This window comes from Nocardia sp. alder85J, from assembly GCF_020176955.2.
Classification (GTDB): domain Bacteria; phylum Actinomycetota; class Actinomycetes; order Mycobacteriales; family Mycobacteriaceae; genus Nocardia.
The window spans coordinates 399,667-411,918 of the sequence record NZ_JAIUCZ020000008.1 but is presented as its reverse complement, the minus strand read 5'-3'; the positions used below and the strand labels follow the sequence as shown (position 1 = coordinate 411,918).

The following is a 12,252-nucleotide window of genomic DNA, read 5'->3' as shown; positions in this document are numbered from 1 at the left end:
ATCAGCGCGCGGCGCGGCGCTCGGCGGCGGCGCGGCGGCGAGCCAGTTCCTCCTGGTCCAGCACCGTGGCCTGGTCCGGGGTCGGGGCGGTACCGCCGAGGCGGGCCGGGACCCAGCGGGCGCCGGCGGGCATCTCGTAGCCCTCCTGGGCGAGGGTCAGCAGGTCCGTCATGGCCACCCGCAGTTCGGCGGTCAGGTCGTCGGCCGAGGCGGTCGAGGGGATGGCCGCGCCGATCCGGATGTGGATCGGGAAGCGGTGCCGGCCCAGCTGTTTCGGGAGGTCCTTGGTCCAGATGCGGTGGGCGCCCCAGATGGTCATCGGGATGATCGGGACGCCGGCCTCGATCGCCATCCGGGCGGCGCCGGACTTGAATTCCTTCAGTTCGAAACTGCGGCTGATCGTGGCCTCCGGATAGACGACCACGATCTCACCCGCGCGCAGCGCCGCCACCGCGCGCGAGTACGACCGGGCACCGGCGCTGCGGTCGACGCCGATCGCCTTGCAATGCTTCATCAGCCAGCCGACGATGCCGTGTTCCAGTTCGGCCTTCATCATGTAGCGGACGTTGCGGCCGGACTTGCGGCCGACCAGGCCGACCTCCATGAAGTCCAGGTAGGCGGTGTGGTTCACGGCCAGCACCGCACCGCCGGTGCGGGGAATGTGGTCCTGACCGCCGATATCGATCCGCAGGCCCTGGAGCCCGAAGAACGTGCGCACCAGACCGGTGAGCACATCGAACACCGGTTCACGACCCATCACCATCGGAAACTCCCGCACTACCTACCGGGCGACCGCCTACTGCGGGCCGGACGCCGTCTTCCGCCGGGCCGCCCGGGCCTCCGCCTCGGCGGCGTCGAGGGCGTCGGCCTCTTCCAGGGTGGGCGCACTGCCGCCCAGGCGCGCCGGAACCCAGTATGCCCCGGGCTCGTGCGCATAGTCCTTCTGCAACTCCAGCAGCATGTCCTGCATGGTCGACCGCAACCGGTCGGTGAGTTCGGCGGCCGCGGCCGCCATATCACCGGATTCGACCACCGGCGGCCGGATCGGCTCGCCGACCGCGATCGAAATCGGCGTGTTGGTCCGGCCGAGCCGCTTCGGGTAGCCCTTGGTCCACACCCGCTGCGCGCCCCAGATCACCATCGGGACGATCGGCGCGCCGGATTCGATCGACATCCGGGCCGCGCCGGATTTGAAGCCCTTGATCTCGAAGCTGCGGCTGATGGTGGCCTCCGGATAGACGCCGACCAGCTCACCACGGCGCAGATAGTCGACCGCCGCCGCGTAGGAGTCGGCCCCGGCCCCGCGATCCACCGGGATGTGCTTCAGCGCCCGCATGATGGGGCCGGACACGCCGTTGTCGAAGACTTCCTTCTTCGCCATGAACCGGATGTAGCGCTTGGGGGTGCGCGCGGGCAGTCCGGCATAGGTGAAGTCCATGTAGCCGGTGTGATTGAGGGCGATGACCGCCCCACCGGTGGCCGGGATGTGCTCGGCACCCCGGACGTCGAAGGTCAGGCCCTGCGCGAAGAAGACGGTCCGGGCCAGCCCGATGATCGTCCGGTAGACGGGTTCCACGTTCGGCCAGCCTAGTCGCTCGCGGCCGCGCCCACCCGGGACACCGGCAGGTCGCACAATTCGGACATCGACGGCGAGGCGGCGCCGCCGGATCGGTGATGTCACGATTCAGCAGCTACCCTGGGTGACCGGCACTCGGTTCAGGAGGGACTAGGTTCGTGCAGATCACCAGCGTCGGCCACGCCGGCTTCCATATCCGCACCGCGGCCGGGTCGATCCTGTGTGATCCGTGGGTCAACCCGGCCTATTTCGCGTCGTGGTTCCCGTTCCCGGACAATGCCGGGCTGGACTGGGCGGAGCTGGGTGACGTCGACTTCCTGTACGTCTCGCACCTGCACCGCGACCACTTCGACGCCAAGCTGCTGCGCGAGTACGTCAACAAGGACGCCACCGTGCTGCTGCCGGACTTCCCGGTGCCGGATCTCCAGCGTGAGCTGGAGGCGCTGGGCTTCCGGAAGTTCTTCGAGACCCGCAGCGCGGTCCGGCACACGGTCAGCGGACCCGGCGGCGATCTGGATGTGATGATCATCGCCCTGCGCGCGCCCGCGGACGGCCCGATCGGCGACTCCGGGCTGGTCGTCTCCGACGGCGAGACGGTCTGCTTCAACATGAACGACGCGCGGCCGGTCGACATGGACGTACTGCACGACCAGTTCGGGCAGATCGACGTGCACCTGCTCCAGTACTCCGGCGCCATCTGGTACCCGATGGTGTACGACATCCCGGCCCGGACCAAGGAGAATTTCGGCAAGCAGAAGCGGCAGCGCGGCATGGACCGGGCCCGCAGCTACGTCGAGCAGGTCGGCGCCACCTGGGTGGTGCCGTCGGCGGGCCCGCCGATGTTCCTGGATCCGGAGCTGCGCTACCTCAACGACGTCGCGGTGGACCGTTCCTCCGCCGAGAACGGCAACATCTTCCCGGACCAGATCACCTTCCTGGAGCAGATGCGGCTGCACGGCAACGAGGGCGGCGTGCTGCTGATCCCCGGCTCGGTCGCCGAGGTGCACGGCGGTGAGCTGTCGGTCACGCACGCGGTCGACCCGGACGAGATCTACGCCGACAAGGCCGGCTACATCGAGCGCCTGGCCGCCGAGAAGGCGCCGGTGCTCGCCGCCGAGAAGGCCAACTGGGCGATCGGCGACGAGCCGCTGCTGCCGCAGTTGCAGAAGCTGTTCGAGCCGATCATGGCGGCCAGTCCGCAGATCTCCGACGGGATCGGCTATCCGGTGGGCCTGGTGCTCGGGCACGAGACCGTGGTGCTGGACTTCCCGCGGCGGGCCGTGCGCGCGCCGATCGAGGGCGAGGGCAGGTACCGCTACGGCTTCCGCATCGACCCGCAGCTGGTGCGCACGGTGCTGCGCGACGACGAGCCGGACTGGGTGAACACCATCTTCCTGTCCACCCGGTTCCAGGCCTGGCGGATCGGCGGCTACAACGAGTACCTGTACACCTTCTTCAAATGCCTCAGCGAGGAGCGCATCGCCTACGCCGACGGCTGGTTCGCCGAATCGCACGACGATTCCGCGTCCTGCGAGGTGGCCGGCTGGGAGGTGCAGCGCCGCTGCCCGCACCTGAAGGCCGATCTGTCGAAGTTCGGTGTGGTCGAGGGCACTACGCTGACCTGCAATCTGCACGGCTGGCAGTGGGATCTGGAAACGGGGCGCTGCAAGACCTCCAAGGGGCACGAACTGCGCAGCCGCAAGCTCTGATCCGGGCGGCTCAGCCGAAAGCGCCCGGCTCGTAACCGTTCTGGATCGGGACCCAGCCATTGGCGGTGTGGTCGCCCTCCGGGATGCCCGCGCCGACCAGGCCGCGGTGGTCGTTGAGGTCGCTGATCAGGTCGGCCACCGGATGCGAGTCGCTGTAGTGGTAGCCCTGGGCCAGGGCGAAACCCAGTTCGGTGAGGACGGCGGCCTGGTATTCGGTCTCCACGCCCTCGGCGATCACCTGGAGGTCCAGCGATTTGCTCAGCGCGGCGATCACACCCAGCAGCGGCGGCGCCGGGGAGTCGGAGCGGATGGCGGCGACGAAGGACTGGTCGACCTTCAGGATGTCGCTGGGGATGGTGGCCAACCGGCTCAGCGAGGAGTAGCCGGTGCCGAAATCATCGATGGCGATCCGCACGCCGCGGTCCCGCAGCTTGTGCAGATTGCCCAGGGCGGTGTGTGATTCCGCGGCCAGCTCGCTCTCGGTGACCTCGAGGACCAGTTGCTCGGCGGGCCAGCCGGTGTCGCCGAGGATGCCGGAAACCCGCTCGGCGTAATCGGATTCGGCCAGTTCCAGGCCGCTGACGTTGACGTTGAGGGTCAGGTCGAGCTGGGCGAAGTTCTCCTGCAAGCGGGCGGCGTCGGCGCAGGCGCGGCGCAGGACCAGTTCGTCCAGATCGGAGATCAGGTCGTATTCCTCGGCGACGCGGATCAGGCCCTCGGTGGTGACGTCCGGCTGGGCGCTGGAGGACCAGCGCAGCAGCGCCTCCACCCCGACCGCCTTGCCGCCGTCCTCGGTCAGGCTGACGATCGGCTGGTAGTGCACGTCCAGGGCGCCGGTGTCGATGGCCTCGCGCAGTTCCACCGCCAGGGGCAACTGTCGCGACGACTCCAGGACGGTGCGGTTGCGGCCGGCCTGCTTGGCTCGATAGAGGCCGACGTCGGCTCGGCTGACCAGCAGTGAGCCGGATTCGCCGGGTTGCCAGGAGGTGACGCCGGCCGAGCAGCCGGTGGTGACGGCGGCGCGCAACTGCTCGGTGAGGAGGATCGCCGCCTGCTCGGTGGTGTTGGGGAGCAGCAGGGCGAAGGCGTCGCCGCCGTAGCGGGCCAGGCGCTGGTCGGGGGCGAGCAGTCTGGACCAGGTGTCGCCCACGCGTTGCAGAACGGCGTCGCCGGCGCGGTGGCCCAGGTGGTCGTTGATCTTCTGGAATCGGTCCAGGTCCACCAGCACCAGGGCCAGGCCCTGGCCGGTGCGGGTGGCGTGGCCGATCGCGCCGGACAGGGCGCGGTCGAAGCCGCGGCGGTTCAGGAGGCCGGTCAGGGTGTCGATGTCGGCGTCGGCGGCGAGGCGGGTGAGGACACCTACCACCACGCCTGCACCTACGGTGACGCCGGCGGGGATAATCCCGGACCACCAGGGGAGGCCGCGGGAGGGGACGACCCAGAGGCACAGCAGGACCGCCAGCAGGACGTGGGCGGCCACCCATTGCCAGGCGAAGAAGATGGCGGCGTCGCAGGCTACGAAGACGTAGAAGGCGGCGAGGCTGATGCCGCCCACGGTGTTGGGGAACCAGTGGACGGCCACCGTGATCAGGACCGTGGCTACCGCTACGTAGCCGTGGTGGATCCAGTGCGGTAGCTGTGGGCCCCAGATCAGCAAACTGATGCCCAGCAACAGGGCTATCGCGGCAGCAACGCCCACCAGGGGGCGGTTGCCCTCGTCGCCCGGGGCGACGGCAGTGATCAGCAGGCCCAGTACCCCGCCCATGACGTAGAACGCCCCGGTGGTCCGCGCCATGAGCATAGCTGTAGCCAGCGCCGATGCCGCCCGCACCCGCGTGCGGGTATCGCCGCGAGAGCCGATTCCTCGCACGGTGCATAGCCTAAACACTGGAGTAGGTAGCTGCTGCATTTACTGGGTTTTCTGCCTCCGCTTCGCGGCGGCGGGTTCGCGGCCCGGAGTCTCGATCCTTCCCTGCTCCGCTCCTCCGCTCCGTCGGTCCAGGATCGAGACGGGCCGCGACCATGAATGCCGGGCCTGCATGCTGGTGGCCGGGGGTTAGCCAGTTACCGGGGTGGGTGGCTACCGGGCCGGGGGTTTCAGGACTTCTGTGCCTACGAAGGGGACCAGTTCGGCGGGGACCCGGACCGAGCCGTCGGATTGTTGGTGGTTTTCCAGGAGGGCGACGATCCAGCGGGTGGTGGCCAGGGTGCCGTTGAGGGTGGCGGCGGTGTGGGGTTTGTTGTTCTCGTCGCGGTAGCGCACCGAGAGGCGGCGGGCCTGGAAGGTGGTGCAGTTGGAGGTCGAGGTGAGTTCTCGGTAGGCGCTCTGGCTGGGGACCCAGGCTTCGCAGTCGAATTTGCGGGCGGCGGAGCTGCCCAGGTCGCCCGCGGCCACGTCGATCACTCGGTAGGGGACCTCGATGGCTGCCAGCATCTCCCGTTCCCAGGCGAGCAGGCGGCGGTGTTCCTCGTCGGCGTCTTCGGGGCGGCAGTAGACGAACATTTCGATCTTGTCGAACTGGTGTACTCGGATGATGCCTCGGGTGTCCTTGCCGTAGCTTCCTGCCTCGCGGCGGAAGCAGGAGGACCAGCCCGCGTAGCGCTTCGGGCCGTCGGTCAGGTCGAGGATCTCGCCGGAGTGGTAGCCCGCCAGGGGGACCTCCGAGGTGCCTACCAGGTAGAGGTCGTCTTCCTCCAGGTGATAGACCTCGGCCGAGTGCTGGCCCAGGAAGCCGGTGCCGGCCATGATCTCCGGGCGTACCAGGACGGGGGGGATCATCATGGTGAAGCCGTTGGCCACCGCTTTCCGGGCTGCCAACTGGAGCAGGCCCAGTTGCAGGAGGGCGCCGTAGCCGGTGAGGAAGTAGAAGCGGGCGCCGGAGACCTTGGCGCCGCGTTCCATGTCGATCAGGCCGATGGCCTCGCCCAACTCCAGGTGATCTTTGGGGGTGAAGTCGAATTCGGGTGTGGTGCCCACGGTCTCCAGGACGATGTAGTCGTCCTCGCCGCCTGCGGGGGCGCCCTCCTGGACGACGTTGGACAGCCGCCTCGCAGCGGCGTCCATGTCGGCGTCGGCGGCCTGTTCGATCGCCTCCGCCTCCTTGACCCGGCGGGACAGCTCCGCGCCCTGCTCCAGCAGGCGGGTGCGCTCCTCGGGGGTGGCCTTGCCGACCTTCTTGCCCAGGGTCTTCTGCTCGGCGCGCAGCGTGTCGGCGGTGGCCACCGCGGATCGGCGCGCGGAATCGGCCTGGAGCAGCGCGTCCACCAGCGCCGGGTCCTCACCACGGGCCCGCTGGGAAGCGCGGACGACATCCGGATTGTCGCGCAGGAATCGCAGGTCGATCATGGGGAGTCAGCCTAGTCGGTGGCACTGACGCGGCACGCGCTGCCATCATGGAGCGCGATGCCACCCGATCAGCCGCCGCGCACCGCACTGCCCGAGCCCCCGGATACCGACGCGTCCGCACCCGGGGGCGGGTATCCCGACTCCGTCGACTACTCCGACTACGCCGACTACGAGGCCGAACCCACCGCGCCGACGCGGCGGCGGCCGTCGCAGCTGCCGGCCCAGCGCATTCGCTGGGGGCTGCTGGCGATCGCGATCGGCGCCGTGGTCGCCGCGCTGGCGACCATGCTCATCAGTGGGTTCCGCAGTTCGCACGGGCTGGAGGCGCACGATCCGGGGTCCACCGAGCCGACCGGGCGCGCGCATTCCGCGTTCGGGTCCGCCCGGCCGGGTGACTGCCTGGCCTGGTCCACCCCCAAAGCGCTGGACCTGACCAAGGTCAACTGCGCGGACAAGCATCTGTTCGAGGTGACCGCCGAGATCGACCTGAGCAAGTATCCGGGCCGGGAGTTCGGGCCGGGCAGCCGTTTTCCCGACATGCTGCGCTTCTCCGAACTGCGCGACGAGCACTGCGCGCCGGCGGCGGCGACCTATCTCGGCGGCAAGCTGGATCCGCGCGGGCGGTTCGTGGTCGGCATCATCAATCCGGGCGAACCGGGCTGGGCGCACGGCGACCGCACCATCCGCTGCGGGCTGCAACTGGTCAGCGCCACCGGGAACGCGACCCAGCAGGCCGTCGGCCGAGTCCGCGACAGCGACCAGTCCCGCACCTTCGAGATCGGCCAGTGCATCGGCATCGCGCAGAGCCTGCCCACCAACGAGGCGGTCGACTGCGCGAAACCGCATGCCTACGAGGTGATGTCGGTGGAGGATCTGGGCGCGCACTTCTCCGGCCCGCCGCCGGCCAAGGACGATCAGGACAAGTTCATGCAGGACGAGTGCGGGAAGGTGATCAACGACTATCTCGGCGGCCAGGATGCCCTGCTGGCGAAGACGCTCACGGCATTCTGGGACAACATCGACGCCCGCAGTTGGCTGGTCGGCAGCCGCAAGCTGAACTGCTTCGTGGGCAAGGGTTCCCAGGACGGCTTCTCGACGATCACCGGTCCGGCCAAGGCGGACATCCTGATCGACGGTCAGGCCCCGGTACCGCCGCCCACCTCCGGGCGCTCGACTCCGGCCCCGCTGCCGGGCGCGGCCCCGCCGCGCTGACGGGCCGGCCGTGCCCGTCACCATGTCGGAACAGCGCTTCGCGGAACTGGTTTCGGACGCGCTGGACCTGATCCCGCCCGAATTGGCCCGCGCCATCGACAATGTGGTGGTGCTGATCGAGCCGCGCGATCCGGAGGATCCGCACCTGCTGGGTCTCTACCATGGCATCGCGCTCACCGAGCGCGACTCGAACTACGGTGGCGCGCTACCGGATACCGTCACCATCTACCGCGAGGCCATCCTCGACCTCTGCACCACCGCGGACGAGGTGGTCGAGGAAGTGGCGATCACCGTGATCCATGAAATAGCTCACTATTTCGGCATCGATGAAGACCGCCTGCACGAGCTGGGTTGGGGATAGTCTTATAAGGCCGCCTCGGAGAAGGAGTTCGGGCAATGGTTGGCAATGTGCTCGTACAACCCGAAGTGATTCTCGCCGCCGCCGCGGAACTGGACCTGCTCGCCGAACGTCTGGCGGGCACGTCGGTCGTCAGCGGCCCGGTGACGCATGTGCTCCCGTCGGGTGCCGAAGAGGTGTCCCTGATGGCCGCCAACCACTTCAATCAGGCCGCGGTCACCCACGACAATTCGATCGCACAGGGCATTCTCGAACTACATCACGCCGCCGCGATGCTGCGGCAGCAGGTGGCCCAGTACGCGGCGCAGGACGCCGCGCACGCCGCCGGTATCGCCGCCATCCAGGTGTGAGCCGCGGCCGGGGGGCAACAATCGGCGCGGGGGTGGACACAGCGAGTTCAGGGGAGACACGATGACCGCAGGGATCACCGGGGTGTTCTGGTTGCCCCGGCTGGCCGAGGGCAATTCGGCCGCACTGGAGACCGGGGCACACGCGGTGCCGATCTCGGCCGCCGCGGCGGCCTGGGGCACGCTGACCGGCGCCTGGGTGGACGCCACCGCCACCGTCGCCCGGGTGCTGGCGGAGCTCGGCGCCGGACTGGAGGGCGTCAACGGCATCGCGGCGCTGAGCCGGCTCACCGGCTTCATCGGCTGGGCCGAGCAGCAGGGCGCGCTGGCCGCGGCCATGGGCGCCAAGGCCGCCTCCAACGCCACCGCGTACACCGTCGCCTCGCTGGCGATGCCGAGCCTGCCGGAGATCGCGGCCGCCGACACCGCCCGCGCGGTCGCGCACGCCTCCGGCGGCGATCTGGACGGCAGCGCCGAGCTCGCGGAGGCCGCCAAGGCCGCGATCGACCTGCGCGCCGCGATGGTGATGGAGACCTACGAGGCCGCCACCACCGCGATCGTCACTACCCCGAATCAGTTCCCGCTGCCTCCGGCGATCGCCAACGGCGCGGGTTCGGCCGACGGCCAGGACGTCGACGGGGCCTTCCAGGATTCCGCCTCGGTCGATCCGGTGCAGGCCGCTGTCGCCGGCGCCCAGGCCGCGCTGAGCAATCCGGGCCTCACCGGCGCCCTCGACCAGGCGGCCCAGGTGGCCGGCACGGTGGTGAGCACCGGCGCCACCGCCGCCGGTGATGTGGCCGGTGGCATGATCAGCGCGGCCACCGGCGCCGTGCCGGGGCCGATGCTGCCCTCCGCCTCGATGCCGCCCATGATGATGAACGGGCTCGGCGCCGCCATGGCCCAGCCCGCCGCGGTCACCCGCACGGTCTCCTACGGCGGCAGTTCCGTCGGCATCGGCAACGGCGCCGGCACCCTGCGCCTGCCCGAGGGCTGGGGCTCCGGCGGCGTGATCGGCGGCGGCCCGGCCGCCGCGACCGGCACCGATATCGCCCTCGACCTCGAGGATCCACAGGCCGCGGCCCGGGCACAGGCCATGGCCGGCAATCCGCTGCTGGGCTATCAGGCCCAGGAGGAGGAGTCCGAGGCCGATCGGCACGGTCCGGACTATCTGCGCGGCGAGCACTTCGCCGACGGACGCGACCTCGCGCCCGGGGTGATCGGCGCCGATCCGGCGCACGGTGAGCGTTAGGTGACGGTCCTCGGCGTCGGCCGCGGCCCGGCCGCCCTCGGGCCGGTCGAATTGTCGCTGGACGAGATGCAGTACCTGCTGGAGCTGTTGCGGATCGACGAGGTCCCGGTGGTACTGGATGCGATCGGGCGCTACGACCACATCACCGCGCACGATGCGGCAATGGCCGCGGCCGCGGCGTCGCTGACCGAGCGCGGCCTGCTGGACGAGGAAATGGTGCACCGGGATCTGGTCGATCGGCTGCGCGCGCTGTACCTCCCGCACTGGGTGCTGGCCGTCCGCTGGTACGTCGGCGACCGGGTGAACCGCTGCTGCGTGGCGCGCGGCGACGAACTCGTGGCGGTGGTGTTGCGCGGGCCGGACTCGTACGTCGTCGACGAGGCGACCCACGATCTGCCCGGCACCGTGCTGGCGGCGCTGGGCCCGGCCGAACCGCTGGAGATCTCCGGCACGAACGCGCTCACCACGGACCTGAAGACGATCCTGCGCGACACCGCCGATGTCGACGCCACCACCGAGCGGCTCACCCGGGCCTGCACCCCGGCCCGCGACGCCCGCACCCTGGCCACGGCGCTGGTCGAGATCCATTCGCACGCCTCGGTGGTGGGCGTGGTGTACGGCGAGGGCACCCGCGAGATCAGCGACGGCACGGTCGCGGTCTACAACACCCGCAACGGGCGGTTCCTCGGCACCACCACGCACGCCCACGACGGGGTGCCGTGGACCTCGCTGGCCGCCGGCACCCCGGCCCGGTTGCGCACCGCCGTCAAGGATCTGATCGACCGGCTGCCGCTGCGCACCGGTTTCGGGCCGGCGGGCCGCACCGGTCAGCCCATCGGATCGTCGACCGCGGGCTCCACATCGGCGCCGAACGGCGGGGTGTAGCGGCCCCAGCGGACGCAGTCCCAGCCGCGGAACTCCGGGGTCCCGTCGGGTGCCCCGTCCAGATAGCGCGGCAGCAGTTCCACCGTCTCGGTGTTGTCCAGATGGTTGTGGGTGGTGAACGGCGGCGCCATGCCGCCGATCGCGCGGGCCACCAGCCGGATCGCGGCACCGTGGCTGACCAGCAGCACATCGCCCGGCATCGGATCCGCGTCCACCGCCGCCGGGGTCAGCAGCGTGGTCCGCAACCGCTCCACCACCGGCAGATACCGGTCCAGTACCTCCTGCCCGGACTCCCCACCGGGCACGCGGACGTCCAGCTCGCCGAGATGCCAGGCGTGGTAGATCTCCTGGAAGGTGTCGTGCGCCGCGTCGGTGCCCTCGCCCTCCAGGTCGCCGACCTGCACCTCGTGCACGTCGTCGAGCACCTCGGCCGGCACCCCGGTCACCGATTCGATACAGCTCGCGGTCTGCCGGGCCCGCAGCGCCGCGGAGCAGAACAGCCGCCGCGGCGGCGAGGGCAGGCCGGCGGCGAACGACTTCGCCTGTGCCACGCCACGTTCGGTCAACGGCAGGCCGGGCAATCGGGTGTCCAGCAGTTTCGCGACGTTGCCCTCGGTCTCACCGTGCCGAACCAGGATCAGCTTTCCCGTCACAGGTCCGTCACCCCCTTCTTCAGATCCGCCAACCAGACCGCCGACGGTTCGTCCGGCGGCGGCGGCGTACCGCTGGGCGAGCCGGCCGGCCACGATCCCAGGTAGCGGATCGCACCGGCGGTGCGGTGCAGCGCCTTCAGCGCCTCGGCCACCGCGGTGTCCTCGATATGCCCCACGCAGTCGAGGTAGAAGCGATAGGTGCCCATCCCGGTCCGGGTGGGCCGCGATTCGATGAAGGTGAGATCGACACCGCGGGCCGCGAATTCGTCCAGCGCTCGCATCAGCGCACCGGGCTGTTTCGGCAGGTCCAGCACCACCAGTGCGGTGCGGTCGGCGCCGGTGGGCGGCGGCGCCGGGCGCGGGCGGGTGACCAGCACGAACCGGGTGACCGCGTGGTCGTAGTCGGCGACGCCGGTGGCCAGCACGTCCAGGCCCATCCGCTCACCGGCCAGGGTGGTCGACACCGCCGCCTCGGCGTGGCCGCGCAGCACGTCCTCGGCCGCGGCGGCGTTGGAGGCGGAGGTGAACGACTGCGCCTGCGGCAGCCACTGCGCCAGCCACATCCGGACCTGCGCCAGCGCGACCGGATAGGCGGCGACGGTCCGGACCTCGGCCAGTGTCACCCCGGGCCGCGCGACGATGGTGAACGCCACGTCCAACTCGGTCTCGGCGACGATCTGCAACCGCGGGCCGACCGCCAGCGCGTCCAGGGTGGGGGCGATCGAACCGTCCACCGAACTCTCGATGGGCACCACCGCGCCCTCGGCCTCCCCGGCCCGGATCAGTTCCAGCGCCGCACCCTGACCGGGCGCGGCGATCCGTTCGACGGGGCCGTCGAAGGCGCCCGTCGCCTCCAGCTTGGCGAGGGCCATCTCGGTGAAGGTTCCCGACGGCCCGAAGTAGGCGATACGAGGCAC

The 12,252-nt window shown here is 70.2% G+C and carries 12 protein-coding genes; 6 read left to right on the top strand and 6 right to left on the bottom strand.

The genetic code is table 11. From position 1 onward, the window contains the following. Window position 1: 1 nt before the first annotated feature. Together LBW94_RS30060 and LBW94_RS30055 are read right to left on the bottom strand one after the other, a co-directional pair. Window positions 2–757, bottom strand: coding sequence for a lysophospholipid acyltransferase family protein (locus LBW94_RS30060; protein WP_225058150.1), 756 nt, complete (start codon window positions 755–757; stop codon window positions 2–4). 39 nt (window positions 758–796) lie between these two features. Continuing rightward, the gene (locus LBW94_RS30055) at window positions 797–1,576 is read right to left on the bottom strand and encodes a lysophospholipid acyltransferase family protein (RefSeq protein WP_225058067.1); all 780 of its coding nucleotides are present in this window, start codon (window positions 1,574–1,576) and stop codon (window positions 797–799) included. Window positions 1,577–1,734: 158 nt separating this feature from the next. Between LBW94_RS30055 and LBW94_RS30050 the strand changes: the two genes are divergently transcribed. Next, window positions 1,735–3,285: a Rieske 2Fe-2S domain-containing protein gene (locus LBW94_RS30050; protein WP_225058066.1), complete on the top strand. Its 1,551-nt coding sequence runs from the start codon at window positions 1,735–1,737 to the stop codon at window positions 3,283–3,285. A 10-nt stretch (window positions 3,286–3,295) separates the two neighbouring features. Here the strand turns inward: LBW94_RS30050 and LBW94_RS30045 are convergent, their stop codons facing one another. Both LBW94_RS30045 and serS read right to left on the bottom strand, forming a co-directional pair. Next, window positions 3,296–5,080, bottom strand: a complete 1,785-nt coding sequence (locus tag LBW94_RS30045) for a putative bifunctional diguanylate cyclase/phosphodiesterase (RefSeq protein ID WP_225058065.1) — start codon at window positions 5,078–5,080, stop codon at window positions 3,296–3,298. A gap of 285 nt (window positions 5,081–5,365) precedes the next feature. Beyond that, entirely contained in the window at window positions 5,366–6,631 is a 1,266-nt protein-coding gene (gene serS / locus LBW94_RS30040) for a serine--tRNA ligase (RefSeq protein ID WP_225058064.1), read from the bottom strand. Between the two features lie 57 nt (window positions 6,632–6,688). On the opposite strand from serS, the gene LBW94_RS30035 reads away from it, so the two are divergent. The 5 genes from LBW94_RS30035 to LBW94_RS30015 all read left to right on the top strand — a co-directional run bounded on the left by LBW94_RS30035 (window position 6,689) and on the right by LBW94_RS30015 (window position 10,682). Then, window positions 6,689–7,843 (top strand): septum formation family protein, encoded by a 1,155-nt coding sequence (locus LBW94_RS30035; protein ID WP_225058063.1) that lies wholly within the window; start codon window positions 6,689–6,691, stop codon window positions 7,841–7,843. 22 nt (window positions 7,844–7,865) lie between these two features. Beyond that, window positions 7,866–8,204, top strand: coding sequence for a metallopeptidase family protein (locus LBW94_RS30030; protein ID WP_255634341.1), 339 nt, complete (start codon window positions 7,866–7,868; stop codon window positions 8,202–8,204). 35 nt (window positions 8,205–8,239) lie between these two features. After that, window positions 8,240–8,551 (top strand): PE family protein, encoded by a 312-nt coding sequence (locus LBW94_RS30025; RefSeq protein WP_225058061.1) that lies wholly within the window; start codon window positions 8,240–8,242, stop codon window positions 8,549–8,551. Window positions 8,552–8,612: 61 nt separating this feature from the next. Beyond that, window positions 8,613–9,797: a PPE domain-containing protein gene (locus tag LBW94_RS30020; protein WP_225058060.1), complete on the top strand. Its 1,185-nt coding sequence runs from the start codon at window positions 8,613–8,615 to the stop codon at window positions 9,795–9,797. Further along, window positions 9,798–10,682, top strand: coding sequence for an ESX secretion-associated protein EspG (locus LBW94_RS30015; RefSeq protein WP_225058059.1), 885 nt, complete (start codon window positions 9,798–9,800; stop codon window positions 10,680–10,682). Here the strand turns inward: LBW94_RS30015 and LBW94_RS30010 are convergent. Continuing rightward, on the bottom strand, window positions 10,625–11,335 hold the full coding sequence (locus LBW94_RS30010; protein WP_225058058.1) for a histidine phosphatase family protein: 711 nt from the start codon (window positions 11,333–11,335) through the stop codon (window positions 10,625–10,627). The two genes, LBW94_RS30015 and LBW94_RS30010, sit on opposite strands and share 58 nt — an antisense overlap. Beyond that, a complete protein-coding gene (gene pheA / locus LBW94_RS30005; protein WP_225058057.1) occupies window positions 11,332–12,252 on the bottom strand; it encodes a prephenate dehydratase in 921 nt (306 codons plus the stop codon). Before pheA ends, LBW94_RS30010 begins: the two co-directional genes overlap by 4 nt.

Bases quoted from the DNA above. Each gene is read 5' to 3' on its own strand.
- LBW94_RS30060 (WP_225058150.1), bottom strand. From the start codon at position 757: ATGGGTCGTGAACCGGTGTTCGATGTGCTCACCGGTCTGGTGCGCACG.
- LBW94_RS30025 (WP_225058061.1), top strand. From the start codon at position 8,240: ATGGTTGGCAATGTGCTCGTACAACCCGAAGTGATTCTCGCCGCCGCC.
- LBW94_RS30035 (WP_225058063.1), top strand. From the start codon at position 6,689: ATGCCACCCGATCAGCCGCCGCGCACCGCACTGCCCGAGCCCCCGGAT.
- serS (WP_225058064.1), bottom strand. From the start codon at position 6,631: ATGATCGACCTGCGATTCCTGCGCGACAATCCGGATGTCGTCCGCGCT.
- LBW94_RS30020 (WP_225058060.1), top strand. From the start codon at position 8,613: ATGACCGCAGGGATCACCGGGGTGTTCTGGTTGCCCCGGCTGGCCGAG.
- LBW94_RS30030 (WP_255634341.1), top strand. From the start codon at position 7,866: ATGTCGGAACAGCGCTTCGCGGAACTGGTTTCGGACGCGCTGGACCTG.
- LBW94_RS30045 (WP_225058065.1), bottom strand. From the start codon at position 5,080: ATGGCGCGGACCACCGGGGCGTTCTACGTCATGGGCGGGGTACTGGGC.